This window comes from Mesorhizobium sp. M1A.F.Ca.IN.020.03.2.1, assembly GCF_004023205.1.
Taxonomy (GTDB): Bacteria; Pseudomonadota; Alphaproteobacteria; order Rhizobiales; family Rhizobiaceae; genus Mesorhizobium.
This window is the reverse complement of the sequence record NZ_RZSV01000014.1, coordinates 1-24,802: the sequence shown is the minus strand read 5'-3', so window position 1 is coordinate 24,802 and position 24,802 is coordinate 1. Positions and strand designations below refer to the sequence as shown.

The 24,802-nt window shown below is 63.5% G+C and carries 21 protein-coding genes and 2 pseudogenes; 14 read left to right on the top strand and 9 right to left on the bottom strand.

From position 1 onward, the window contains the following. Nucleotides 1-23: 23 nt before the first annotated feature. Nucleotides 24-1,205 (top strand): hypothetical protein, encoded by a 1,182-nt coding sequence (locus tag EOA79_RS04380; protein ID WP_164748165.1) that lies wholly within the window; start codon nt 24-26, stop codon nt 1,203-1,205. Nucleotides 1,206-1,239: 34 nt separating this feature from the next. Beyond that, nucleotides 1,240-1,893, top strand: a complete 654-nt coding sequence (locus EOA79_RS04375; RefSeq protein WP_127334840.1) for a hypothetical protein — start codon at nt 1,240-1,242, stop codon at nt 1,891-1,893. Nucleotides 1,894-2,123: 230 nt separating this feature from the next. On the opposite strand, the gene EOA79_RS34045 is transcribed toward EOA79_RS04375, so the two are convergent. Then, nucleotides 2,124-2,252, bottom strand: coding sequence for a hypothetical protein (locus EOA79_RS34045; RefSeq protein ID WP_278120304.1), 129 nt, complete (start codon nt 2,250-2,252; stop codon nt 2,124-2,126). A gap of 121 nt (nt 2,253-2,373) precedes the next feature. Next, nucleotides 2,374-2,880, bottom strand: a complete 507-nt coding sequence (locus tag EOA79_RS04370) for a CAP domain-containing protein (protein ID WP_095824874.1) — start codon at nt 2,878-2,880, stop codon at nt 2,374-2,376. 168 nt (nt 2,881-3,048) lie between these two features. On the opposite strand from EOA79_RS04370, the gene EOA79_RS04365 reads away from it, so the two are divergent. Then, a complete protein-coding gene (locus tag EOA79_RS04365; RefSeq protein ID WP_095824831.1) occupies nt 3,049-3,873 on the top strand; it encodes a DUF2189 domain-containing protein in 825 nt (274 codons plus the stop codon). Nucleotides 3,874-3,928: 55 nt separating this feature from the next. Further along, a complete protein-coding gene (locus EOA79_RS04360; protein ID WP_245479159.1) occupies nt 3,929-4,810 on the top strand; it encodes a dienelactone hydrolase family protein in 882 nt (293 codons plus the stop codon). A 25-nt stretch (nt 4,811-4,835) separates the two neighbouring features. On the opposite strand, the gene EOA79_RS04355 is transcribed toward EOA79_RS04360, so the two are convergent. The 4 genes and pseudogenes from EOA79_RS04355 to EOA79_RS04340 all read right to left on the bottom strand — a co-directional run bounded on the left by EOA79_RS04355 (nt 4,836) and on the right by EOA79_RS04340 (nt 10,101). After that, nucleotides 4,836-5,468, bottom strand: coding sequence for a LysE family translocator (locus EOA79_RS04355; RefSeq protein WP_095801158.1), 633 nt, complete (start codon nt 5,466-5,468; stop codon nt 4,836-4,838). 144 nt (nt 5,469-5,612) lie between these two features. After that, nucleotides 5,613-6,041: a DUF4440 domain-containing protein gene (locus EOA79_RS04350; protein WP_095824830.1), complete on the bottom strand. Its 429-nt coding sequence runs from the start codon at nt 6,039-6,041 to the stop codon at nt 5,613-5,615. 99 nt (nt 6,042-6,140) lie between these two features. Then, a complete protein-coding gene (locus tag EOA79_RS04345; protein ID WP_164748169.1) occupies nt 6,141-8,114 on the bottom strand; it encodes a pilus assembly protein TadG-related protein in 1,974 nt (657 codons plus the stop codon). 26 nt (nt 8,115-8,140) lie between these two features. Continuing rightward, nucleotides 8,141-10,101: pseudogene (locus EOA79_RS04340) on the bottom strand (TadE/TadG family type IV pilus assembly protein). 298 nt (nt 10,102-10,399) lie between these two features. Here EOA79_RS04340 and EOA79_RS04335 point away from each other — a divergent pair. Beyond that, nucleotides 10,400-11,260 carry a TIGR01459 family HAD-type hydrolase gene (locus tag EOA79_RS04335; protein WP_164748166.1) on the top strand — a complete coding sequence of 287 codons (861 nt, stop codon included), beginning with the start codon at nt 10,400-10,402 and terminating at the stop codon, nt 11,258-11,260. Between the two features lie 47 nt (nt 11,261-11,307). Beyond that, a complete protein-coding gene (locus EOA79_RS04330; RefSeq protein WP_067325110.1) occupies nt 11,308-12,291 on the top strand; it encodes a bifunctional riboflavin kinase/FAD synthetase in 984 nt (327 codons plus the stop codon). Nucleotides 12,292-12,477: 186 nt separating this feature from the next. Here EOA79_RS04330 and EOA79_RS04325 read toward each other — a convergent pair whose 3' ends face one another. Next, nucleotides 12,478-13,032 (bottom strand): HdeD family acid-resistance protein, encoded by a 555-nt coding sequence (locus EOA79_RS04325; RefSeq protein WP_066996639.1) that lies wholly within the window; start codon nt 13,030-13,032, stop codon nt 12,478-12,480. 73 nt (nt 13,033-13,105) lie between these two features. Between EOA79_RS04325 and EOA79_RS04320 the strand changes: the two are divergent. The 3 genes and pseudogenes from EOA79_RS04320 (at nt 13,106) to EOA79_RS04310 (ending at nt 15,887) form a co-directional block, all read left to right on the top strand. Further along, nucleotides 13,106-14,718 (top strand): annotated as a pseudogene (locus EOA79_RS04320) (acid phosphatase). 23 nt (nt 14,719-14,741) lie between these two features. Beyond that, nucleotides 14,742-14,954, top strand: a complete 213-nt coding sequence (locus tag EOA79_RS04315) for a hypothetical protein (RefSeq protein ID WP_066996644.1) — start codon at nt 14,742-14,744, stop codon at nt 14,952-14,954. A 135-nt stretch (nt 14,955-15,089) separates the two neighbouring features. Beyond that, nucleotides 15,090-15,887 (top strand): MipA/OmpV family protein, encoded by a 798-nt coding sequence (locus EOA79_RS04310; RefSeq protein ID WP_095778378.1) that lies wholly within the window; start codon nt 15,090-15,092, stop codon nt 15,885-15,887. Nucleotide 15,888: 1 nt separating this feature from the next. On the opposite strand, the gene EOA79_RS04305 is transcribed toward EOA79_RS04310, so the two are convergent. Further along, entirely contained in the window at nt 15,889-16,086 is a 198-nt protein-coding gene (locus tag EOA79_RS04305) for a hypothetical protein (RefSeq protein ID WP_067325119.1), read from the bottom strand. A 54-nt stretch (nt 16,087-16,140) separates the two neighbouring features. Here EOA79_RS04305 and ileS point away from each other — a divergent pair, with 54 nt between their 5' ends. Then, nucleotides 16,141-19,125, top strand: coding sequence for an isoleucine--tRNA ligase (gene ileS, locus EOA79_RS04300; RefSeq protein ID WP_164748167.1), 2,985 nt, complete (start codon nt 16,141-16,143; stop codon nt 19,123-19,125). 247 nt (nt 19,126-19,372) lie between these two features. Next, nucleotides 19,373-20,050 carry a hypothetical protein gene (locus EOA79_RS04295; RefSeq protein WP_082953915.1) on the top strand — a complete coding sequence of 226 codons (678 nt, stop codon included), beginning with the start codon at nt 19,373-19,375 and terminating at the stop codon, nt 20,048-20,050. Nucleotides 20,051-20,135: 85 nt separating this feature from the next. Here the strand turns inward: EOA79_RS04295 and EOA79_RS04290 are convergent, their stop codons facing one another. Beyond that, nucleotides 20,136-20,597: a nucleoside deaminase gene (locus EOA79_RS04290; protein ID WP_066996659.1), complete on the bottom strand. Its 462-nt coding sequence runs from the start codon at nt 20,595-20,597 to the stop codon at nt 20,136-20,138. A 182-nt stretch (nt 20,598-20,779) separates the two neighbouring features. On the opposite strand from EOA79_RS04290, the gene EOA79_RS04285 reads away from it, so the two are divergent. From EOA79_RS04285 to EOA79_RS04275, 3 genes are all read left to right on the top strand, one after another. Further along, on the top strand, nt 20,780-22,855 hold the full coding sequence (locus tag EOA79_RS04285) for a pseudouridine synthase (protein ID WP_095824828.1): 2,076 nt from the start codon (nt 20,780-20,782) through the stop codon (nt 22,853-22,855). Continuing rightward, nucleotides 22,836-23,390, top strand: coding sequence for a 16S rRNA (guanine(966)-N(2))-methyltransferase RsmD (gene rsmD / locus EOA79_RS04280; protein WP_095824827.1), 555 nt, complete (start codon nt 22,836-22,838; stop codon nt 23,388-23,390). Before EOA79_RS04285 ends, rsmD begins: the two co-directional genes overlap by 20 nt. Nucleotides 23,391-23,516: 126 nt before the next feature. Continuing rightward, the coding region (locus EOA79_RS04275; protein WP_164893817.1) for a pitrilysin family protein at nt 23,517-24,802 on the top strand (1,286 nt) is incomplete at its 3' end.

The window sequence follows — 24,802 nt, the reverse complement described above, 5'->3', positions numbered from 1 at the left end:
TAGTGTCAGAGGGGGCCAAGCAATTGGACGCGGTCGATCGTGCCGTTGCGCAAGATCCGTTGCTGGGAACGCGGTTCCTGGTCTACCCGCAGGTCCCTCACCTTTCGGGTTACGGAACACCCGAAACAGTATGGATTTCTACTCCACCCGATCTGATCCGCTCCGGCCCGGAAGATCACCGCATCTACGTTCGCGATCCGCTCCTCGACAAGGAGCCTTACGACTACCCTTATCTGCCACCGTTTGTCGGCGAAATCTTTCCGCCTGCCGAGGCTGGCTTTGACGGCCATTTCGATCAGCTTTCCCTGACCTCGCGCCAGTTCCTTTCTGCGCACGCTTTCGCCTCGGTCAGCCGCGTGCTGGACATCTGGGAAAGCTACCTCGGCAAACCGATTGTCTGGTATTTTGCCGAGACGTACGAGCGGCTCGAAATCATCCCCTTCGTTGACTGGGAAAATGCGCAATCGGGCTATGGCTATCTGGAACTCGGCCGAGAGCGCGGCATCGACGGAGGCAGGTACCCCTATGCGCTCAACTTCGATGTGATCGCACATGAGGTCGGCCACGCGATCTTGTTTTCGCTGTTCGGGACACCAGCAGGCGGCCTGACTCAAGGCGATTTCGGACCGTTCCACGAAGCCAACTCGGATCTGGTCTCCCTCTTGTCCTTCCTGAATTTCGACAGCGGCATGGACCGTCTGCTGCGGCACTGCGATGGCAACCTGCTTGTTCTCAATGAATTGAGCCGGATTGCCGAACTGACTGGCGATCGGCAGATCCGCCTCGCCAGCAATGCACGCCGCATGTCGGAGGTGACGGCCGAAATCCACGACAGGTCACGCCCGTTCACGGGAGCTGTGTTCGACACGATCGTCGACGTCTACCACGCGGCATTGGTGCACGAGGGGTTGGCCGACGAGCGGCTGCTGGGGATCGATATCAAGGATGTCGACCAGTCCGATATGCAGCGCATCTCGGATTTCACGTCCCGCGCCTTTCGCGCTCGGCCCTTCATGTTCAAAAGCATGCTGATCAGAGCAAGGGACGAAGTCGCCCTCGCACTTGCTCAGGCATGGCCGCGCCTCGATGCAGATGACCTGACCTTTGAGAATGCCGCTGCCACGCTGGTCGATGTCAGCGACCGGGTGGCACCCGCGCTTGCGGAAAAGTTTGGAGAAAACTTCAGATGGCGGGAGATTCTATGAACTGATCGACTGCAACAAAAAAGGAGGGAGTAAAATGAGCGACGATTATCACAGACCAACCTACACTACGCGTGATCCCCACAGTGCATTCAATGCCACGCAAGTACGCTTGTATGGAATACCTGGCTTGCCGCGATTGAAAACAAGAAATGATATAGCAGAGATAAATACTGCAATCTTAAATAATCAATTTGCCCTTGTTGGCGCTAGAATCGGAATTGATCCCCCTGCAAGCGATGACACAATGACAGTTCTGAAAGATATATTTGATATCAATGCAACCAATAGTTCATACGTTTTTGTCAATTCGATAATAGCCAACTACATGGTCATGATCGGCGCAATCGACGTTAAGCCATCGGTGCCCAAGACGGAATTCACCTCCGGGGTGATATTCGGTTACGCATATGAAGGGCACACGTATGATTTGCCAAAACCCAAGATCATGCTGATTCCAGCAGCTCCGGAACCAAAGATTCCCGACGATGACTCCGGATATGACAAGAAGCAGCTAGAGGGCTACGCGGTCTGGATCGTGGACAAACTCAACCAATGCGTCGAATTCGAAATGAACCAGGGGTTCGTCGAGCAGATCGTCCTCGAGGCGAACCTTCCAGGCAAGCGTTCACCGACGATGTACGCATCCAAGATGACGATGGGACACCGTGGCGGAAAGCTAAACGACTAGTCTCTCATGTTCCCTGTCAAGGTTGAAGGCAAGAAGGCTCGCCTGCTTGGCAGGTTTGCCATGCAGTTGGGCTGAAGCTGCACAGGGCTGGGAGCGGAACTAGAGACGACGGTTGATCAGACTCTCATCCGCAGGTTGGGTACCGGCCTTCCGTGTCTTCGTCTCGGGGCTGTCGTCGTTCTAGAGAGCGGGCGTCGGGCGCATAGAGCGCAACGCAATGCTTGTCGTTGTCACCGCCGGCCGAGATCATTGAATCCTGTCGACACGAGCGCGAAACGATTCATCACATCGATATACCAGAGGCCCTCGGCATCCTCGCCGTGTCCGGCAAACGGCATTTTAGCGGTCGCACCAGTCAACGAGTGTGTCCGCTTTCCGAATGCTACCACCCGAAACCGGACAGGCAGGAGCGGGTCAAAAGGCGAGCTTAGTCGGTCATATGCTAGTGGCGGAGCCGCTCGCTAGAGGCCGCTCTTGAGTTTAACGGCCCAGCACCAGTGCCCAGTAGCGCAGGCTGGGATCGCGGCCGTCGCGCACGTAAGCCAACCCGAAGCGGCTGAAGTCCGGGTCGAGCATGTTGCGCCGGTGGCCGTCCGAATGCATCCAGATGTCGAACAGCTTTTGCAGGTCGAAACGTCCCTCGGCGATGTTTTCGCCCGCGGCGCCACGCACGCCGTTGCCCTTCATGCGCGAGGCGAAATCCTTGCCCCAGCCCGTGGTGTGGCTCATACGGGCGCGCGACGCCATGTAGCCGGCCTGCTGCAGCGCCGCCTGTTCGAGCTGCGTGTCCGGGATGAGCGCCGGCAGTCCGGCCGATGTGCGGATTGTGCTCAACGTTCCTGTGGCGGAAGACGACACGCCGGCGCCTTCGCCGGTCGGCAGCGGGACGCTTGTGCAGGCGGCAATGCCGGCAAGCGCCGCAAGGCCGACGGTCTTGAGCAATGTGCGTCTGTCGAGATTGGGGGAATCGGTGGTCAGGCTGGTCATCCGGCCTCTGATACCGGCGATCGTGGCTTTTGCCGGGCAGCCGATGAAAATCGCGTTATGCGGCGACATCCTCCGGGAGATCGGTTATCATCCCGGCGTTCTAGAAGTGGCAGCCACGGGCGGGCCACCCAGGCGGTGACCGCCCCCCGAGCGATACGGAGGACGGTTATGGCTGGTTTTCATGTCATGGCGGACGCGCAAGGGCTGCATGTGCAGCCCACGGTGCGCCACATCACCACGTCGGATCTATGGGACGCGCTAAGGCTCGGCGCCGAGGATTTCTGGGCCAAGCCCTCGCACTACGTGTTCCTGTGCCTGATCTATCCGGTCGTCGGCCTGATCCTGACGCGGTGGACCTCCGGCTCGAGTGCAATCCAGCTCGTCTATCCGCTGATGTCGGGCTTCGCGCTGATCGGCCCCTTTGCGGCGATCGGCCTCTACGAGATCAGCCGCCGGCGCGAGCTCGGCATGAGCAGCCGCTGGCACCATGCGCTCGACGTGCGCCGTTCGCCGGCGCTGCCCTCGATCGCCGCGATCGGCGTCCTGCTTTTCGCGCTGTTCCTTCTGTGGCTGTTCACCGCGCAGTCGATCTACACCAGCCTGTTCGGCGCCGAGCCGCCCGCCTCCGTCGGAACCTTCCTGCGCGACGTGCTGACGACCGGCAAGGGCTGGACGCTGATCCTGCTCGGCAACGCTGCCGGCCTCGTCTTCGCGGTCGTGGTGCTCGCCACCACCGTGATTGCCTTCCCGCTGCTGCTCGACCGCGACGTCGGCGCCGTCTCCGCGATCGAGACCTCGGCGCGCGCCGTAATAGTCAACCCGCTGCAGATGGCGCTCTGGGGCCTGACGGTCGCGGTGCTGCTGGTGATCGGCTCGATCCCGCTGTTTGCCGGCCTTGCCGTCGTCATGCCGGTCCTCGGCCACGCGACTTGGCATCTCTATCGCAAGGTGGTGGAGCCGCAGGATATCCGGCCCATCCGCCGGCCGATGTAGGCCGCGCCGGCTCGAACAAAGCAGACGGCCCGAAACGGTTTACCGAGCCTGGTTCATGAAGATGTTCTTGAGGTCGCTCAAGGGGGCGGCATTCGTGGCCGGGCTTTGGGCTGTCGGCTGCATTGATACTACGCGTGCCAACGCTGACGAGTTGGCGCACTTTGAAAGCGCGGCCGTGAAGCCGACGCCGTTTCAGCAGCGCATTGCGCAACAAAACGGGCGAGCGCTCCAGGCCATTCCTGGCACGCCATTGAATGGGTATCTGACGCGACCGCCGGGTGAGGGGCCGTTCCCGGCGGTCGTCGTTCTCCATGGATGTTCGGGCCTATTCCCAACTGTAGAGAAAACCTGGTCGCAGCGATTGTCTTCCTGGGGTTACGTCGTACTCGTTGTCGACAGCTTCAGCACGCGCGGTGTTCGCGAGACGTGTGATCACGGCCTGCTCGCCGATGGCAGCCTGTTTGCTGATCGCGTTTATGACGCCTACGGCGCCTTGGAGTTCCTGTCGAAATTGAGTTTCGTCGACCCGCAGCGCACAGCGTTGATGGGGTTCTCCGCCGGTGGGATCGCAACGCTCGCGGCCGTGCAACTTGGCGGCGCCGAGCGGCTGATGGATCGCAAGTTCAAGGCGGCTGTCAATTACTATCCGAATTGTTCGGCTACGAATGGCGACGTGGCGGTCCCGACATTGATCCTGATCGGCGAGCTCGACGATTGGACCCCCGCCAAAAATTGCCGGGAAATGATGGCGCAGCGCAGCGGCAAGGGCAGCGCCGTGCAGCTTGATGTCTTCAAGGGCGCTCGCCACGCCTTTGCCTCCCGGTCATTCAAGACGGGCACCGAGCAGTATGGCCACCGGGTGGAGTACAACGCAGCTGCGGCCGAAAAATCGGCAAGCGACGTCCACACGTTTTTGAAGCAGGCCTTCAGCGGATAACAGCCATAGCCCTGATCATCCGATCTCAGCGCTGCGCCTCGGTCGCCATCTTCAAAGCCAGCGCCGTCAGCACCGTGCCCATCATCCAGCGCTGGACGACTAGCCAGAACGGCCGTCCGGCGAGGAAGGTGGCGATCGAGCCCGCCGTCACCGCGATCATGGCGTTGACGGTCAGGCTGATCGAGATCTGCGTCACGCCGAGCACCAGAAGCTGCGACAGCACATGGCCCTTGGCCGGGTTGATGAACTGCGGCAAGAGCGACAGATAGAGCACCGCCACCTTCGGATTGAGCAGGTTGGTCATCAGCCCCATGACGAACAGCTTGCGCGGCCTGTCCTTCGGCAGCTCGCGCACCTGGAATGGCGAGCGGCCGCCGGGCCTTAGCGCCTGCCAGGCGAGCCACAGCAGGTAAAGCGCGCCGGCAAAGCGCAGCGCGTCATAGGCATAAGGCACCGCGAAGATCAGCGCGGTGATGCCAAAGGCCGCGGACACCACATAGAACAGGAAGCCCAGCGCCACGCCGCCCAGCGAGATCAGCCCGGCCCTCGGTCCTTGCGACAGCGAGCGCGAGATCAGGTAGATCATGTTCGGGCCGGGTGTGAGCACCATGCCGAGGCAGATCAGCGCGAAAGTCAAATGGTTGGCGGCGTCGGGCATGGCTCGATCTCCAGCACCTGCGGCAGGGAAGGTCCGATGCCGGCGGGTACGGACATGTGCCTTGTGCCGCGCACGAGCGCAAGGGACTTGCCGGCGTCGGTCGTTGCGCCAGGGCGGGCAGCGCCGCAGGCTTTGGTAGCCTTTCTACTCACCGACGATCGAGGCTGCCGGACGAGGCGAGGTTATAGGATCAGCATGACGAAGGACGATCTTCCACGCGCCTTTCTCCCGCCGAAATATAGTGGTGGTTCGAAGTGCGATCGGAACAAGCTTGTCGCTGCCGCCGACCTTGGATCGGACCCTCTCGATCTCGATGATGTAACCCAAATCCGTCGTTGCGTACTCGGAAATTCGGTCGAAGCCGATAACCTCTCCGTCTCGGTAGTTGGTAGCGGCACGGTCCATCGTTTCGGCAGCCTTCTTCCATCCTTTTGCCGGCGGGCCGAATGGATTGGCGATGACGACGTCATCCCGTTGTGAGAAGAGACTTTTCAATGGTTCGGGATTGCCCTTGACGAAGGCATCCAGGGCTAAATGATCCTGCTCGATGAGTTTCGCGAGGTCTGACAGCATCTCAGCATCCTCCGATGAAGGGGAAAGAGAATACTATCTGAAATCAAGCCCCTGATCCTGCCTTTTCGCTTCTGGCGCGCCGGCGTCAGTTTATGTCCCTTACCCCACCACGCGCAAATTCGATAGCTCGTTCGCAATCTCCTTGAAATTGTCGGACAGCGTCGCGCCGGTTGCATTCCAGAAAAGCTTGGCGGGCTTGCTGGGGTCGGCGGGATCCTTGCGGAAGCGGGAGTCGGATGAGCAGGTCTTCAGGGCGTCCATCGCCTGCTTGTCGCCGGCGTCGGTCGAGGACATGTCGAGCGCAACCGTCATTACCATGATGTTGGCCGCCTTGGCGTGGTCGCAGAGCTTGGCCATCTGCTCGTTGAGCGCGTTGGTGTAGTTGCCCGAGGAATAGTTGAACTGGCCGATGTCGCTGGAGGTGCCGCCGAACAGGCGGGTGACCGAGGTGCCTTTGTAGCCGACGCCGGTATAGCCGTAGGCCGCATAGGTCGATTTGTTGCCGGCCGGATCGGAGTTCACCGTCGAATAGGTGTTCTCCCCGTCGGTGAGCACGATGACGACCTTGTCGTTGCCGCGTTCGGTCTCCGGCCGCCCTTCGGTGAAGGGCGCCGTGCTGGACACGGTGCGCCAGCCCCAGGCCATGCCTTCCGGCACGTTGGTGTTGCCGTTGGGCTGCATCAGGTCGACAGCCGCCTTGATCGCGGCCAGCCCGTCCGCGGTGGTGACGTCGGTGAGCGGCGTGACCGGCGTCGTGGTGCAGCTGTAGTTGGGACCGGCGCCCGTTGCCAGCACCGGCGCATTGATCGGCCGCGGCATGAAATACTTGGCCATATTGGATTGGCGCGTCTTGCCGGTGGTGCTCGACGGATCGTCGTTCCACCAGCTGTTGGCGGCGCCGTAGGTCGCGGGGTTCGGCTCGTCGGGATCTTGCGTCACCTTCCAGTGGTTGCCGGGTTCGTCGGGCGCGAACATCGGCACGAACATTGTCGCCGGGTCGCCGACGCCGATGCCGGTGTTGTTCGGCCCCCCGGACGCAGGCGTATCGTCGACATTGTAAGGGTAGGGACGCACTTCGACGCAGCCCTGCCAGCTCGCGAACGGGCCGTAGGTGTCGTTGTAGTCGTATTCGTTGTGGCTTCGCTTGCAGGTGTTGTTGGACCGGTATTCGTCGCAGACGACGCGCTTGCTGCCGACGATGCGCTCGTGGCTGGTGACCACCTTCATGTCGCGATAGAGCGAAAAGCGGGTCAGTGCCTGGCCTTCCTCGGTCCCCCAGCCGGTGCCGTTCTTGTACCAGATGCCGTTGATCTTCTGGGCGTGCTTGTCGGCGGCGTTGAGCGTCGACCAGTCGAAATTCTCGTTGGCGACAGGCGACAGCCCGTAGACATCCATCCAGGAGGCGTTGTCGTTGTCCGGTCCGACATTGACCGAAGCCGCGAAGGGCACCAGGCTGAACTGGACCGGCTTGTCGATCTGCTTGATCTGCGCCGCCTGCTGCGCAAGCGTGTCGACCAACTGCTTGGCGGCCTGTTTGAGCAGGTCGATGCGCTTCTGCCCCGTGCCGGATCCTTTCGTCGACATCGAGCCCGAATTGTCGAGCACCATCGCCACTTCCAGTGTGTTCTTCAAGCGCACCTGTGACTTCATCTCGAGCTCAACGGGCTTTTTCGCGTCGACTCCGTCGACGCCGACGAGCATTGCCGAAGCCGGATGGAAATAGGGATGGTAAGTAAGAGTGGCGCTCATTGTCAGCAAGCCGCCGCCGGCCTGGCTGGTGGGCAGGGTGATGTTGAGCGCTACGTCCGCGGGGTCGATGGTGTTGAGGTTGGCGTTGAAGAAGTCGACCGCATAGGCCTTGATCTGGTCGTCGGTGGCACCTTCCGCCAACCGCCTCGCGGCGGCAAAATTCGCCGCATCGAGCGCGTTGAGCACCATCTGTTTCTGACGGTTGAGTTCGGTGAAGTCGACCGCGATTGCGAGGGCGCCCATCAGCGGGACCATGGCGATCGCCGTCATCAGGGCATAGTTGCCGCGCCGGTCGCGGCAAAAGCGAAGCCAGAATTCGCGCATCTTCAGCAAGCGGTTGCTCTTTCGGATCAACTGACGATGCGCAGGTTCGACAATTCGTTGCCGATCGCCTTGAAGTCGTCAGAAAGCGTGGCGCCGGTCGAGTTCCAGAATAGCTTCGCCGGCTTGCTCGGGTCGGCCGGGTCCCTGCGGAAGCGGGAGTCGGAAGCGCAAGCCTTCAGCGCAGCCATGGCCTTCTTCTCGTCCGCCTTGGTGTCAACCAAATCGAGCGAGACCGTCATCACCATGATCCCGGCCGCCTTGGCATTGGCGCATAGCGTCTGCATCTGTTCGTCAAGCGCGGCGGTGTAGTTGCCGTCCGTATAGGTGGTCTTAGGCACCGCGGTGCTCGTATTCATGAACAGGCGCGTGACGCTTGCCAGTGCGGAGTTGACTTTGCCTGTATAGCCATAGGCCGCATAGGTGGAACGGTTGTTGGCGTAACTGGCGTCGCTGATCGCGCTGTAGGTATTGGCGCCGTCGGTCAGCACGATTACGACCTTGTCGTTGCCCTTTTCGTTGTTTGGCCGACCTTCGGTGAAGGGCTCGTTGCTTGAGACTGTCCGCCAGCCCCAGGCGAGCCCCTCGGGTACGTTCGTATTGCCAGTTGGCGCCATAGCATTGATGGCGTCAGTCAGTTGCTGCTTCTGCGCACTCACCGTGACGTCCTTGAGGGGCGTGATTGGACTGGTGGTGCAGGCTGCGTTCGGGCCGTCACCGGCACCGGCCGAAGTCGAACCGTAAGGCTTCACCAGAAAGTACTTCCGCATGTCCGATTGCCGCTGAACCGCGGTTGGGTTTAATGAATAAGGCCAGTCTGCCCACCAATTGTTCTCGTAGCCGTAGCTCAAGCTGTTGACATCATTCGTGCCGTCGCGGTTGAAGTCGCGCCACAGCGTGCCGGGCTCGTCCGGAGCGAACATGGGCACAAAGAGCGTCCCAGGATTGGACGTGGTCGGCGTCGTGTCGTCGTCGTTGTAGGGATAAGGCCTCGCTTCGACGCACCCCTACCAACTCGCATAGCGGCTGGTAGTGTAGACATATTGCGGGTCAGTCCAATGTCCGTCGGTGCATTTGCCCTTTTTGTTGTACGCGTCGCAGATGTACTGCTTTGAGTTCGGCACCTCTTCGCGACCCGATTCCACGGTCATGTCGGCATAAAGGCTGAAGCGGGTCAGGGGCTCACCCTTGGTATCGCCCCAACCGTCACCGCGTTTGTACCAGGCGCCATTGACCTTCTCGGCGTACTTGTTCGGATCGTTGGCGGCGCTCATCGTCGTCCAGTCGAAATTCTCGTGCTGGACCGGGGAGATACCATCTTGATCCATCCAGCTGTCGCCGTCATGCGTCGGCCCGACATTGACCGAGGCAGAGAACGGAACCAGCGAGAACTGCACTGGCTTGGAGATCTGCTTCATCTGCTGGCCTGCAGCGCCAGCGTGTCGACCAACTGCTTGGCGGCGGCTTTTAGCAGGTCAATACGCTTCTGCCCGGTTCCCGAGCCCAGGGTCGACATCGATCCGGAATTATCCAGCACGAGCGCCACTTCCAGCGTGTTCTTAAGTCGGATTTCCGACCTCGCCGAAACATTGACTACGTGGTCGCCCGCAGTCCCGCCGAGCAGCATCGCCGCCGCCGGCAGGAAATAGGGGTGATATTTCAGGGACGCCTCCAGGACCAGGGTGCCGCCGCCGGCATTGTTGTTGGGCAGCGTGACGGTCAGCGTCGTGTTGGCCGGAAGCACGTGCCTGAGATTGGCCTCGAAGAACTGCTTGGCGTAGGCCTTCGCGTCCGCGTCGCTCGCTCCGCTGACGATCTGTTGCGCTGTCGCGACCCCAGCAGCATCTAGGGCGTTGAGCGTCTCCTGCTTCTCTCTAACCATTTCCGTAAAATCGACGGCCAGTGCCACGGCACCCATCAGCGGCACCATCGTGATGACTGTCAACAGGGCGTAGTTGCCCCGCTTGTCGCCTATAAATCTGCCGATCATTGCGCTCAGCCCCCGCAAAAGACCCATACCGGTATACGACCATGGTCCTAGTTCGGTGCTACCATGGTCATAGATCCTTAAATTTCAGCTTGCCCGAAACGTTCAAGCACGCACCGCCATTTTGACGGCGTGTTAACCCTACGCTTCCGAACGGGCGTGGTCGCGGCTCGTCCCGGCGGCGATGGCGAAAGCTGGTGACAGGATGGAGCGCTTCGGTTATGCGGGACCGGCCATGGCGGCCTCCGAACCAAAAGGATGGCTGTCGCGGCTTTGCCTAGACCAGTCTCAGGATAACGGCATGGCGGACTCGCCAAACATCATCGCTTCGCTCACCGATCTGACAGAAAACTACGCGGCCATCCTGTGCGACGTATGGGGCGTGGTGCACAATGGCGAATGGCACTTCCCCGTCGCCGCGGAGGCGCTTGCCCGGGCGCGCGCGGCAAAAGTGCCGGTGGTGCTGATCACCAATTCGCCGCGGCGCAGCGCCGACGTCGTTGCGCAGATGCATGCGATCGGCGTTCCGGCAGATGCCTATGACCGCGTCGTCACCTCGGGCGACGTCACGCGCGACTTGATCGCCGAGGGTCCGAGGAAGATCTTCCACATCGGGCCCGAGCGCGACTTCACCCTCTATGACGGCTTGGACGTCGAACTCGTGGAGGAATTCGAAGCCTCCGGCGTCGTCTGCACCGGGTTCTACGACGACGAGGTGGAGAAGCCCGCCGAATACGCGGAACTGCTGCAGCGGCTGCGTGCCCGCAACCTGCCCTTCATCTGCGCCAACCCCGACATCCTGGTCGAGCGCGGCGAGCGCACCATCTGGTGTGCCGGCGCGCTGGCGCGCGACTACGCGCAGCTCGGCGGCCGCACGCTGATTGCCGGCAAGCCCTTCGCACCGATCTACAACCTCGCCATGAAGGAGGTCGCCGGACTGCTCGGCCACGCGGTCGAGCGCAAACAGGTTCTCGCCATCGGCGATGGCATGATGACCGACGTCAAGGGTGCCGCCGACAACGGGTTCGACGTGCTCTATGTCTCGGGCGGGATTCATGCGCGCGACTATGGCGACCCGCTGCGGCCGGATCCCGAAAGGCTGGCGGGATTCCTCACGACGCACGGTTATCGCCCGGTCGCCGTCATCCCGCGGCTGCAATAGGCGGGAAGCCGGACCATGACGGGCGCCCCGACATCACGCAGGTCGACATGACGCACGATTTCGAACGCATTTCGGCGGTCACGCCGTTGCCCGGGCATCTGCGCGGCGGCGTCGTGGCGATCGGCAATTTCGACGGCGTCCACCGCGGCCATCTGTCGGTGCTGGAACGGGCGCTGGCCGAAGCCGGCCGCCGCCGCGTGCCGGCCCTGGTGCTCACCTTCGAGCCGCACCCGCGCAAGGTGTTCAGGCCGGACGTGCCGCTCTTCGTGCTGACGCCGCCGCCGATGAAGGCGCGGCTCCTGGCCAGGCTCGGCTTTGCCGCCCTCGTCGAGCAGCCGTTCACGCGCGACTTCGCCTCGCTCTCGGCCGAGGCATTCGTGACCGATGTGCTGGAAATCAGGCTGGGCGTCAGCCATGCCGTCACCGGTTTCGACTTCCACTTCGGCAAGGACCGCCAGGGCGGCCCGGCTTTCCTGATGGCGGCCGGCGAACGCCACGGCTTCGGCGTCACGCTGGTCGATGCCTTCCGCGACGAAGGTGCCGAGGTCGTCTCGTCCAGCCGCATCCGCGCCCTGCTTTGCGAAGGCAAGGTCGGGGAAGCAGCCGGCCTGCTCGGCTATCGCTTCACCGTCGAGAGCGAGGTGATCGCCGGCCAGCAGCTCGGCCGCACGCTTGGCTTTCCGACCGCCAATATGAAGCTTTCGCCGGAAGCCACTCTGAAGGAAGGCATTTACGCCGTCCGCTTGCGCCGCGCCGATGGCACGCTCCATGACGGCGTCGCCAGCTTCGGCCGCCGGCCGACCGTCGACGATAATGGCGTGCCGCTGCTCGAAACCTATGTCTTCGATTTCTCCGGCGATCTCTATGGCGAGATCTGCCAGGTGTCGTTCTTCGGCTATCTGCGCCCCGAGCTCAAATTCGATGGGCTCGATGCGCTGGTCGCGCAGATGAAGCGCGACGAGGCCGAGGCGAGGGCGCTGCTCGCAGGTGTGCGTCCGCTATCGGAACTGGACGCCGCCATCTGTTTCTGAGGTCTGGCAGGCGCGGTGGCGAAGAGAAGCCTCAAAGCGCCTCCGTCCGGCTAGCAGATTGTAAACCTTGGCGATTGGCGAAACGCCCTCTCATGTCGTCATCCCAGGGTCTTCGCGACGGAGCTTCTGCTTCGCCTGGGATGACGATGTTGGGCAGGCTTCGGCCGATCGCGAAGGTCGAGTACCCTACCGCTTGAGCGCCAGCCCGGTGGCAATGAAGCTCCAGCCTTGGAAGACCAGGTCGACGGCCAGGAACATGCCGAGCACCCACAGGCTGTTGACCGGCCAGCCCATGGCGATGATCAGGCCAAGCAGGATGGTGATGATCGCGGCTGCCAGCAGCCATCCCCAGCCTTGCTGCGGCCGGTGGTTCCAGGCGACCCAGGCCCTCAGCAGCCCGGAAGCAATGAGCGCGACGGCGAGCAGAAACGTCAGCACCGCCGAGGCGAGAAGCGGGTTGTAGAAGGCGAAAAAGCCGGCGACGGCATAGAGCAGGCCGCTGAGCAACCAGTAGAAGAAGCGCCCCCAGGTCTTGACGCCGAAAGCATGGATGATCTCGATGACGCCCGCCATCAGCATCAGCCAGCCGACGACATAGACCGAAGCGACGGTGGCGATGAAGAGATTGCCGAAGGCGATGCCGCCGAAAATCAGCAGCAGCACGCCGAGCGCCACGAACCATCCCCATTTGTCGCGCGTGCGTCCGATCGCGTCTTCCAGGGTATTGCCTTGCAAGCTCATGGCTTCGTCTCCCTGCAGAGTTCGCCCTGCGGTTGAAGGAAGGTAATCCCGATGTGATCACCCGTCCAGCGCGGTGGCTATTGCCAAGATGCACCGAAGCTGGTCATTTGACTTTGCGCAATGGAGGTACGGCGATGAAGCGATCCTATGGGCTCGCCCTGTTTTCCTCGGCTCTCGCCCTGTCCACTGTCGCTTCGCCTCCCGCCTTCGCGGCGCAGCCCGGCGATCCGCCGGACGGCATCGCCAAGATAGAGACGGTGGTCGTCATCTTCGCCGAGAACCGCGCCTTCGATAATCTCTATGGCCATTTTCCGGGTGCCGAGGGCATCGACAAGGCGAGCAAGGAAAGCTTGCAGCAGCGCGACCGTAACGGCTCGGTCCTGTCAGAGCTGCCGCCGGTCTGGGACGGGCTGACCGCCAAGGGCGTCACGCCGCCGGTGACGCAGGCAATGACCGAGCACCTTCCGAACGAACCGTTCACGGTGAACGACCCGAAAGGGTTCAACGTGCCGCTCAGCGTCGTGACGCATGATCTGTGGCATCGCTTTTACCAGAACCAGATGCAGATCAACGGTGGCAAGAACGACATTGTTCGTCGCCTGGGCCGATTCAGGCGCCATGCCGATGAGCAACTGGGACGCCTCCAAGACCGATATGTGGGCCATTGCGCAAAAATACGTGCTCGCTGACCATTTCTTCATGGGCGGCTTCGGCGGCTCCTTCTTCAATCATCAGTGGCTGATCTGCGCCTGCGCGCCGTACTACGCGAATGCCGACAAGAGCCCGGCCAAGCCGTCGATCGCGGTGACGGACGCCAGCGGCACAGCGCTGAAGATCGCCGACAATTCGCCGAAATCGGCGCGCGACGGGATCCCGAAATTCGTCTCCGACGGCAACCTGACGCCGGATTTCTACGCGGTGAACACCATGCAGCCGCCATACCAGCCGAGCGGCAACGATCCGGCGCCCGGCGGCGACCGGCTGCTCGCGGATCCTACCAAGCCCACCACGCTGCCGCCGCAGACGGAACCGACCATCGGCGACATGCTCAGCCTCAAGCACATAAACTGGGCGTGGTATTCCGGAGCCTGGCAGTACACGCTCGACCACGGCAACAAAACACCGATCCCGAACTTCCAATATCATCATCAGCCGTTCAACTATTACGCCAATTACGCTCCGGGCACCGAGGCCAGGCGCGAACATCTGCGCGACGCCGGGTTGACTGGCGCGAGCTTCATCCAGGCCATCGACGACGGCGCCCTGCCGCAGGTCTCTTTCTATAAGCCGCAGGGCAATCTCAACGAGCACTCCGGCTATGCCGACATCCAGGCCGGCGACCGCCATATCGCCGACGTCGTGGCTCATCTGGAAAAGAGCCCGCAATGGCCGCACATGCTGGTCGTCGTCACCTATGATGAGAACGGCGGCATCTGGGATCACGTCGCACCGCCCAAGGGCGACCGCTGGGGACCGGGCACGCGCATTCCCGCGATCATCATTTCGCCTTTCGCCAAGCGCGGCTATGTCGATCATACCCCTTATGACACGACGTCGATCCTGCGCTTCATCACCGAGCGTTTCGAATTGCCGGTCCTGCACGGCATCGTGGTTCGCGACAAGGCCGTAGCCGCGCATGGCGAGCCGCCGCTCGGCGATCTTACCGGCGGGCTTGACCTGAATTGAGGGCGCGTTTTCGGAGGACGAACATGGACGCCGACCGGATCGTTGCGCTGGTCACGGCTGCCGGCATCGAGCTCACCGACCGGCGCCGCAACGCCAAAGGTGATGGTTGGTCGCTTAGCTTCTCCAGCGGCGCCACCGTTGAGGTGGGTGACGACGGATCGGCACGCGTCGCGGGGAAGGGCTCGAAGGCCGTGGCCAAGCTGCTGGACATGTCGCACGCGCCGCGCGGCAGCTGAGCCGGGCGGCCGATCTCCATGCTGGCGGTCCGCGCCGTCTCTGTTACGGATCTTAAGTCAAAATTTACCGCACTGACGCCATGCCTTCTGCGCTGCCCGGTGTTCCTGCCGGCCTGTTTCGCGTAAGGGTTGACGATGCGTATTGTCGGGACGATTCCGCTGGTTCTCGCCTCTGGCCTGATGGCCGTCACCTCTGCCCAGGCCGGCGAGGGGAGCTGGATTTCCGGCGACTGGTACCTGACGCTCGGCGCCACCGGTCTCGTTGCCCCGAATTTCGAGGGCGGCAAGAAATATATGCTGAGCGCCCAGCCCATCATCTCGCTCGGCAAGGCAGGGCCGGAGGCGCGTTTCACCTCGCGCAACGACAACATCTCGCTGGCGCTGATCGACGACGGCAGCGTGCGCGCCGGCTTGACCGGCAAGTTCCTGTTCTCGCGTTCCAGCAAGGACGAATTGCAAGGCCTTGATCCGGTGCGCTGGGGCGGCGAGGTCGGCGGCTTCTTCGAATTCTATCCGCTGGATTGGGTGCGGGCCCGGGCGGAGCTCAGACACGGCATCCGCGCCCACAACGGTTTCGTCGCCGACATCGCGGCGGACGCCTTCTACGACGTCACCCCGACCGTCCGCATTTCCGGCGGCCCCCGTGTCTCCTTCGCCTCGGCCGGCTATTTCGACGCCTATTACGGCGTCAACGCCACGGAAGCTGCGGCCTCGGGCCTCAGCGAATACCATCCGGGCGGCGGGCTGAAGTCGACCGGGCTCGGCGGCGCGATCACTTGGAAAGTGACCGAGCCGATGACGGCCAGCGTCTTCACCGAATATTCCCGCCTGATGGGGCCGGCGGCCGATTCCAGTCTGGTCAAGGAGCGCGGCGACCGCGATCAGTGGACCGTTGGCGTGTCGACCACCTACCGTTTCAATTTCTCGATGTAAGTCAAAATACCGGCGCTTTGGCTTGAAATCCGCGCTTTATTCCTGCCGCGGCATCCGCTAAAAGCCACGCCATGACGAGCTTTTCGCGCCTTTTTGCGATCGCGATACGAATTACGGGCCCGGTGTTCCGGGTGGCCTGAGCGCCGCCGGAGCCGCCGGGACTTTTGCGCGCGGCCCCCTCGCGCTTTTTCCAGATCATGATAGTTCAACGCCCGAGCTATTTTGCCAACGGGCAATGCACATGGCAGACCCAATGACCGACACTCCCGTGACCGATACTGCTGAAACCATCGACTATTCCAAAACGCTTTACCTGCCGCAGACCAATTTCCCGATGCGCGCCGGCCTGCCCGAGAAGGAGCCCGGCCTGGTCAGGCGCTGGCAGGACATGGAGCTTTACCGCAAGCTGCGCGATGAAGCCGCCGGCCGAGAGAAATTCGTGCTGCATGACGGGCCGCCCTATGCCAATGGCAACATCCATATCGGCCACGCCCTGAACAAGATCCTCAAGGACGTCATCAACCGCTCCTTCCAGATGCGCGGCTACGACGCCAACTACGTGCCTGGCTGGGACTGCCATGGCCTGCCGATCGAGTGGAAGATCGAGGAGCAGTACCGGGCCAAGGGCAAGAACAAGGACGAGGTGCCGGTCAACGAGTTCCGAAGGGAATGCCGCGACTTCGCCGCCCACTGGATCAAGGTGCAGGGCGACGAGTTCCAGCGGCTCGGCGTCATCGGCGATTTCGACAATCCCTATACGACCATGGCCTATCACGCCGAGGCGCGGATCGCCGGCGAGCTTTTGAAATTCGCCATGTCCGGCCAGCTCTATCGCGGCTCGAAGCCGGTGATGTGGAGCGTGGTCGAGCGCACCGCGCTCGCCGAGGCCGAGGTCGAATACCAGGACTATGAGAGCGACACGATCTGGGCGAAGTTCCCGGTGGCGAGCCTTGCCCGGCCGGTCGACGCCGCCGATGCCGCGCCGGCGCTGAATGGGACGGCACTCGACCTGCTGGAGGCGCATGTCGTCATCTGGACAACGACGCCCTGGACGCTGCCCGGCAATCGCGCTGTCAGCTTTTCGCCGCGCGTCGCCTATGGCCTCTACGAAGTGACCGCGGCCGAGAACAGCTTCGGGCCGCAGCCCGGCGAGAAGCTGATCTTCGCCGACGCGCTGGCGGAGGACGCCGCTTCCAAAGCCAAGGTCACCTTGAACCGGCTTCACAACGTCTCCCCTGAACAGCTTGCAAGTCTTACGCTTTCGCATCCTTTCAGAGGACTGGGCGGCGGCTACGAGTTCCCCGTGCCGATGATCGCCGGCGAGCATGTCACCGACGATGCCGGCACCGGCTTCGTGCACACCGCGCCCAGCCACGGCCGCGAGGACTTCGATGCCTGGATGGATGCGGTGGCCGAACTCATCAAGCGCGGCGTCGACACCTCGATCCCGTTCCCGGTCGACGATGCCGGCTTCTTCACCAAGGACGCGCCGGGCTTCGGCCCGGACCGCGAGGACGGCCCCGCGCGCGTCATCGACGACAACGGCAAGAAGGGGAACGCGAACCAGGCGGTGATCGAGGAACTGATCAAGCGCAACGCGCTGTTCGCGCGCGGCCGGCTGAAGCACAGCTATCCGCATTCCTGGCGCTCGAAGAAGCCCGTCATCTTCCGCAACACGCCGCAATGGTTCGTCTATATGGACAAGGACCTCGGCGACGGCACGACGCTGCGCAGCCGCGCGCTGCAGGCGATCGACGACACGCGCTTCGTGCCGGCGGCCGGCCAGAACCGCATCCGCGCCATGATCGAGGAGCGCCCCGACTGGGTGCTGTCGCGCCAGCGTGCCTGGGGCGTGCCGATCGCCGTCTTCGCCGATGCCGACGGCAATGTGCTGAAGGACGAGGCGGTGAACCAGCGCATCATGGACGCCTTCGAGCAGGAGGGCGCCGACGCATGGTTCGCGCCGGGCGCCAAGGAGCGCTTCCTCGGCAACCACGACGCCTCGAAATGGCACCAGGTGACGGACATCCTCGACGTCTGGTTCGATTCCGGCTCGACGCATGTCTTCACGCTGGAGGATCGGCCCGACCTCAAATGGCCGGCCGACGTCTATCTCGAAGGCTCCGACCAGCATCGCGGCTGGTTCCACTCCTCGCTGCTCGAAAGCTGCGGGACGAGGGGCAGGGCGCCTTACGAGACGGTCATCACCCATGGCTTCACCATGGACGAGGAAGGCCGCAAGATGTCGAAGTCGCTCGGCAACACGGTCGTGCCGCAGGACGTGATAAAACAGTCCGGCGCCGATATCCTGCGGCTCTGGGTGGTGACGACCGACTACTGGGAAGACCAGCGGCTCGGCAAGAACGTGCTGCAGACCAATATCGACGCCTACCGCAAGCTGAGGAACACCATTCGCTGGATGCTGGGCACGCTCGCCCATGACGATGGCGAGGACGTGCCGCTGGACAAGATGCCGGAGCTGGAGCGGCTGATGCTGCACCGGCTGTCCGAACTCGACGAGGCGGTGCGCCAGGGCTACGACGCCTTCGAGTTCAAGCGCATCACCCGCGCGCTGCTCGACTTCATGGTGGTGGAGCTTTCGGCCTTCTATTTCGACATCCGCAAGGACGCGCTCTACTGCGACGCGCCGTCCAGCTTGCGCCGCAAGGCGGCAGTGCAGGTCGTGCGCCATCTCTTCGAATGCCTGGTGAAGTGGCTGGCACCGATGCTGCCTTTCACGATGGAAGAGGCCTGGCTCGACCGTCACCCCGAAGCCGCCTCGGTGCATCTCGACCAGTTCCCGGCCATTCCGGATAACTGGAGGAACGAGGCGCTGGCCGAGAAATGGCGCAAGGTCCGGCAGGTGCGCCGCGTCGTCACCGGCGCGCTTGAGATCGCGCGCGCCGATAAACTGATCGGCTCCTCGCTGGAAGCCGTGCCGGTGGTCACCATCGACGATGCGGCGCTGGAAGCAGCCATCGCCGATGTCGACATGGCCGAGATGGCGATCACCAGCGATCTGGTCATCAGCCATGGCAAGGCGCCGCAAGGCGCTTTCACGCTGGATGACGTCAAGGGCGTCGCGGTCGTCGTCGAGAAGGCCCAGGATCGCGGTCTGGTCAAATGCGCGCGCTCCTGGCGCTACACGGCCGATGTCGGGCAGGATCCGGAATTTCACGATGTCTCGGCCCGCGATGCTGCCGTGCTGCGTGAACTGAGGGCGCTCGGGCGTTTGTAGGTGCATGTCGCCCAAGAGTGCGCAGCGGTTTTGGGCTAACGATATGCACCCATGAAATAAGTGCAAAAGTGCCACGCCGGGCGGCGCAAATTCGCCCGCGCGTTGCCCTTGACAAGTGGTTGAGGTAAACACGCGACACTCCGGCAGACAAATTGTCGCCGGATTTCCATCGCAAACGCGGGGAAGAAGGGGACCGCGCCCCTGTGGCCGGTGGCGACCGAAAGGCTTTAAAGTGGGACTTTTTGGCATGACCGAAAGAACGTTTGCGCGCGCCGCGCTGCTGGCGCCGCTTGTGGCATCGGCCATAGCCATGTCGGGCTGCGTCGGCTCTCCGACCTACGGAACCGACAAGACCGCCGCCGAGCAACTCGCCGACGACGTTTCGGGCGCCATCGCGATCACGCCGAAGCGCCGCGATCCTATCGACTATAAGCCGCGCCCGGACCTGGTGAAGCCTGCGCCGGGACAGAAGGAAACTCTGCCGCCACCGCAGGAAAGCATCCAGACGGCGAGCGCCGACTGGCCCGAATCGCCCGAGGCGCGCCGCGCCCGCATTCGCGCCGACGCGACCGCCCACCAGAACGACCCGAACTACCAGCCGGAAGCGGTCGAGGACGTTCAGACCGACCCGGTGGCGGTGAAGAAGGCTTTGGCCGATTCTGCATCCAGCCATCCGCCGCGCTGGTCGCCGGACGATTCCAGCGCGACCCGAACCGCCGAGATCCAGCGCCGCCTCGCGGAGCAGAAGCAGGGCAATCCCAATGTCCGCAAGTATTTGAGCGAGCCGCCGCTTGCCTATCGTCAGGCCGCCGACACCGCGCCGCAAAACGAGCTCGGCGAGGACGAGTACAAGAAGGAGCGCCGGCTCAAGGCGCAGGCGGAAGGCAAGAAGGGCGGCGGCTGGTTTGACTGGCTGGGGCTGTAAGTAGCGAATAGCGAATTGCGAATAGGTCTCTGTTGCTCACTACTCACGACCTGCTTCTTTGCTACTCACTGCTTGCGTCAACCATTCACCATTCACTGCCATTCCGCCTCTCGCGAAAGAACTCCTTCAGGATGAGGGCCGCTTCGCTTTCGCCCAAGCCGGAATAGACGTCCGGCGCGTGGTGGCAGGTGGGCGAGGCGAAGAAGCGCACGCCGTTGACCACCGCGCCGCCCTTCTCGTCGGCCGCGCCGAAATAGAGCCGGCGGAGTCTCGCGAACGAAATGGCGCCGGCGCACATGGCGCAGGGCTCGAGCGTCACATAGAGATCGTGACCGGTAAGCCGCTCGCTGGCGAGTTGCCGGCAGGCTTCGCGGATCGCCAGCATTTCGGCATGCGCAGTCGGATCGGCCAACTCGCGCGTGCGGTTGCCGGCCTTGGCCACGACAATGTTGCCGTTGGCGATCACCGCGCCGACCGGCACTTCGCCCCGGCTTGCGGCCGCTTCGGCTTCCTTGAGCGCCAAAGCCATGAAATCCGGCCGCTTCACGCGCTTTGCATTCCGATTACTCCTCGCCACCCGACGGTGATCCTGTTATCTAGCGCGTGACCCTGAAAACCGGAATCGGTTTTTGCCGCGCTGCTGCATGCGCAAATCAAGATGACACTGCCCTGCATAACGCGTCCGACCGGGCGCGTACGCCGCGGCAGTCCAAGAAGAGCAAGATCCATATGGACGACGACAAGAAATCATCACGCAAAGGGCCGGGCAAAGGCGGATCGAAACCGACGCCGCGCGGCGACAAGCCGTTCCGCCAGGGAGCGCGTTCGCAGAATAAGCCCTTCGAGAAGCGCGATGGCGCGCGCAAGCCTTACACGCAGCGTGACGACAGGCCGATGGCCGCCGATGGCGAGCGCCCCGCGCGCGATTTCAAGCGCAGCTACAAGCCGCGCGCCGTCGAGGGCGCGGAACGCGGAGAACGACCGTTCCGCAAAGGACCGCGCCCCGAGGGAAAGCCGTTCGAAAAACGCGATGGCGCCCGCAAGTCCTATACGCCACGTGGCGATCGGCCAGCGGCCGCGGAAGGCGAGCGCCGCGATTTCAAACGCAGCTACAAGCCTCGTGACGGGGGCGAAGGTGGAGAGCGTGGCGAACGACCGTTCCGCAAAGGTCCGCCGCGCGACGGCAAACCCTTCGACAAGCGCGAAGGCCGTAAGCCCTACACGCCGCGCGGCGACCGGCCGATGGCCGCCGAAGGCGAACGCGCCGAACGGCGCTTCGATCGCCCCAAGCGCGAGTTCGGCGATCGGCCCAAGCGGGATTTCGGCGATCGGCCCAAGCGCGACTTGGCCGACCGGCCGCAGCGCGAAGACGGAGGCGACTTCGCGCAACGCCCGAAGCGGGATTTCGCCGATCGAGCGCCGCGCGACAGCGCCGCGAGAAAGCCGGAAGGCGGCTTCAAGCCGCGCCCGCGGCCCTCAGAAGCAGCGCCCGAGGCCGGCGAGCGCATCGCCAAGCGGCTGGCGCGCGCCGGCATCGCCTCGCGCCGCGACGCCGAGGAACTGATCGCCGCCGGCCGCGTCAAGGTCAACGGCAAGGTGCTGTCGTCGCCGGCCTTCAACGTCATGCCCGACGACGTCATCCATCTCGACGGCACGGAGATCCCGCCGATCGAGCGCACAAGGCTGTTCCTGTTCCACAAGCCGGCAGGCGTGGTCACCACCAACCGCGATCCGGAAGGCCGCAAGACCGTCTTCGACGTGCTGCCGGCCGATCTGCCGCGGCTGATGACCGTCGGCCGCCTCGACATCAACACCGAAGGGCTGCTGCTGCTGACCAATGACGGCGGGCTGTCGCGGGTGCTCGAACTGCCGGCCACCGGCTGGCTGCGGCGCTATCGCGTGCGCGTCCACGGCAAGGTCGAGGAGAGCAAGCTCACCGCCCTGCGTGACGGCATTGCCGTCGACGGCGTCTTCTACGGCTCGGTCGAGGCCTCGCTCGACCGCGAGCAGGGCAGCAATGCCTGGCTGACGATCGGCCTGCGCGAGGGCAAGAACCGCGAGGTGAAGAACATCCTGGGCGCGTTGGGACTGGAGGTGACGCGGCTGATCCGCATCTCCTACGGGCCGTTCCAGCTCAACGAGCTGCCCGAGGGCCACGTGCTGGAAATCAAGGGCCGCACGCTGCGCGAGCAGCTCGGCGAGCGGCTGGTTGAAGAGTCCGGCGCCAATTTCGACGCCGAGATCCAAAAACCGTTCTCCAACAAGCCGGTGCGACGCAGCGAGCCGCGCCGCGATGAGGACGAGCGGCCGAAATTCACGCGCGAGGGCGACCGCCGGCCGATCGGCGAGGGCGGGCTGATCAAGGCCCGCAAGCGCCGTGAGGGCAGCCGCGACGAGGCGCTGAGCAAGCTTTCGACGAAGCCCGAGCGAGCCTTCGGCGAACGCGGTCCCCAGTCTCGCTTCGACAAGTCTGCCTTCGACAAATCCGAGCGCGGCTTCGGCAAGTCCGAGCGCGGCTTCGGCGGCAAGGCCGGCGGCAAGAAAGGCGAACCGCGGCCGATCGAACCGCCCGGCCAGCGCAAGGCCAATGTCTGGATGGCGCCGGGCGCGCGTCCCATCGGCAAAGGCAGGGCGGAGGCCGACGCCGCGAAGGCCGCGGAAGCGAAGGCGCGGAAGGCGTCGTTCAGGCCGGGCGGCAAGGGCAAGCCGTTCGGCAAGCCAAGAGACGATCCGGAGGGAAGCGGCGGCGAACGGCCGCGCGGTCCGAAGGGGCCGAGGGGTGGCAATGCGGATCGTCGGCGGTGAGTTTCGCGGGCGTCCGCTGGCGACGCCGCGTTCCAATGCCATCCGTCCGACCACCGATCGCACCCGCGAGGCGGTGTTCAACGTGCTGGCGCATCGCTATGCCGAAAAGCTCGAAGGCGGCCGTGTGCTCGATCTCTTCGCCGGCACCGGCGCGCTCGGGCTGGAGGCGCTGTCGCGCGGCGCCTCCTACTGCGTCTTCATCGAGGAATCGGCGGAAGGGCGCGGGCTGATCCGCGACAATGTCGAGGCCTTCGGGCTCACCGGGCGGACCAAAATCTTCCGCCGCGACGCGACCCAGTTGGGCGAAGCCGGCACGCTGTCGCCCTTCGGCCTGGTCTTTGCCGACCCGCCCTATGGCAAGGGCCTCGGCGAGCGCGCGCTGCGCTCGGCAAAAGCCGGCGGCTGGCTCCTGCCCGGCGCGCTCTGGGTGGTCGAGGAGGCGGCGTCCGCGCCGTTCGAACCGGGCGCCGGTTTTTCCGTGGTGGACGAGCGCGGCTATGGCGACACGGTGATCCGGTTTGTCGAGGTGGGGTGAGGGGCACTGTCCCTTCTCCCGCAAGGGAAAAGGAAATGACGCACGCGCCTCGAAAATGACGAACAAATCACTTTGCCTCGCCATGGAACCTTTTCTATCGTCGCGCCACCGAGACCGGAGCATTTGATGACATTGAACACCAGAGGCCTGCGCGCAGCATTCCTTGCCGGCGCTCTGGCGTTCGCGGCGCAGGTTCCGGCACGCGCCGCCGGCGAAGCCGCGGTCAAGGATTTCCTGCTCGAGAACGGCCTGGAAGTCGTCGTCATTCCGGACCATCGTGCCCCGATCGTCACTCATATGGTCTGGTACAAGATCGGCAGCGCCGACGAGCCGCCCGGCAAATCCGGCATCGCGCATTTCTTTGAGCATCTGATGTTCAAGGCTACGAGCAACCACGCAGCCGGCGAGTTCGACCGCGCCGTGGCCGACATCGGCGGCTCGAACAACGCCTTCACCTCCTACGACTACACCGCCTTCCACGAGACGGTGCCGCCTTCGGCGCTCGAGGAGATGATGGGGTTCGAGGCCGACCGCATGCGCAACCTCGTCCTCACCGACGATGTCATCAAGACCGAGCGCGACGTTATCCTGGAGGAGCGCCGCTCGCGCATCGACAACGATCCGCAGGCAGTGTTGGACGAGGAGGTCGACGCGACGCTCTGGCAGAACCAGCCCTACCGCGTTCCGGTGATCGGCTGGATGCAGGAGATGGAGCAATTGAACCGCGAGGATGCCAAGGCGTTCTACGACACCTTCTACCGGCCGAACAACGCCGTGGTGATCGTCGCCGGCGACGTCGATCCGGACGCGGTGAAGGCAATGGCCGAAAGGACTTACGGAAAGGTGGCGCGCGGGCCGGACCTGCGGCCGCGCATCCGCCCGGTCGAGCCGGAGCAGAACACCAAGCGCACCGTGACGCTGACCGATGCGCGCGTCTCGGTGCCGAGCTTTTCCACGCAATGGGTGGTCCCGTCCTATCACACCGCCAAGCCCGGCGAGGCGGAGGCGCTCGATCTCCTGGCCGAAATCCTGGGCGGCGACAACCGCAGCCGCCTCTACCAGCAGCTGGTGGTGAAGCAGGGCATCGCCTCCGGGGCCGGCGCGTTCTTTCAGGGCACCATGCTCGACGCCACCAACTTCACCGTCTATGGCTCGCCGCGCGGCGACGCCAAGCTTTCCGACGTCGAAGCGGCGGTCGATGCCGAGGTCGCGCGCATTGCCAAGGACGGCGTGACCGGTGACGAGCTGGAGCGGGCCAAGACCCGCTATGTCCGTTCGATGGTCTTTGCCCGCGACAAGCAGGACGACATGGCCAATATGTACGGCTCGACGCTCGCCACCGGCGGCAACGTGAAGGATGTCGAGGAATGGCCCGACCGCATCCGCAAGGTCACTGCCGCAGAGGTCAAGGC

What these genes read in the sequence shown, in the direction of transcription:
- rsmD (WP_095824827.1), top strand. Translation starts at nt 22,836, where the DNA reads ATGCGGATCGTCGGCGGTGAGTTTCGCGGGCGTCCGCTGGCGACGCCG.
- EOA79_RS04345 (WP_164748169.1), bottom strand. Translation starts at nt 8,114, where the DNA reads ATGCGCGAATTCTGGCTTCGCTTTTGCCGCGACCGGCGCGGCAACTAT.
- EOA79_RS04310 (WP_095778378.1), top strand. Translation starts at nt 15,090, where the DNA reads ATGCGTATTGTCGGGACGATTCCGCTGGTTCTCGCCTCTGGCCTGATG.
- EOA79_RS04375 (WP_127334840.1), top strand. Translation starts at nt 1,240, where the DNA reads ATGAGCGACGATTATCACAGACCAACCTACACTACGCGTGATCCCCAC.
- EOA79_RS04355 (WP_095801158.1), bottom strand. Translation starts at nt 5,468, where the DNA reads ATGCCCGACGCCGCCAACCATTTGACTTTCGCGCTGATCTGCCTCGGC.
- EOA79_RS04330 (WP_067325110.1), top strand. Translation starts at nt 11,308, where the DNA reads ATGACGCACGATTTCGAACGCATTTCGGCGGTCACGCCGTTGCCCGGG.
- EOA79_RS04305 (WP_067325119.1), bottom strand. Translation starts at nt 16,086, where the DNA reads ATGATCTGGAAAAAGCGCGAGGGGGCCGCGCGCAAAAGTCCCGGCGGC.
- EOA79_RS04285 (WP_095824828.1), top strand. Translation starts at nt 20,780, where the DNA reads ATGGACGACGACAAGAAATCATCACGCAAAGGGCCGGGCAAAGGCGGA.
- EOA79_RS04360 (WP_245479159.1), top strand. Translation starts at nt 3,929, where the DNA reads ATGAAGATGTTCTTGAGGTCGCTCAAGGGGGCGGCATTCGTGGCCGGG.
- EOA79_RS04315 (WP_066996644.1), top strand. Translation starts at nt 14,742, where the DNA reads ATGGACGCCGACCGGATCGTTGCGCTGGTCACGGCTGCCGGCATCGAG.
- EOA79_RS04295 (WP_082953915.1), top strand. Translation starts at nt 19,373, where the DNA reads ATGACCGAAAGAACGTTTGCGCGCGCCGCGCTGCTGGCGCCGCTTGTG.
- EOA79_RS04325 (WP_066996639.1), bottom strand. Translation starts at nt 13,032, where the DNA reads ATGAGCTTGCAAGGCAATACCCTGGAAGACGCGATCGGACGCACGCGC.
- EOA79_RS04370 (WP_095824874.1), bottom strand. Translation starts at nt 2,880, where the DNA reads ATGACCAGCCTGACCACCGATTCCCCCAATCTCGACAGACGCACATTG.
- ileS (WP_164748167.1), top strand. Translation starts at nt 16,141, where the DNA reads ATGACCGACACTCCCGTGACCGATACTGCTGAAACCATCGACTATTCC.
- EOA79_RS04335 (WP_164748166.1), top strand. Translation starts at nt 10,400, where the DNA reads ATGGCGGACTCGCCAAACATCATCGCTTCGCTCACCGATCTGACAGAA.
- EOA79_RS04350 (WP_095824830.1), bottom strand. Translation starts at nt 6,041, where the DNA reads ATGCTGTCAGACCTCGCGAAACTCATCGAGCAGGATCATTTAGCCCTG.
- EOA79_RS04365 (WP_095824831.1), top strand. Translation starts at nt 3,049, where the DNA reads ATGGCTGGTTTTCATGTCATGGCGGACGCGCAAGGGCTGCATGTGCAG.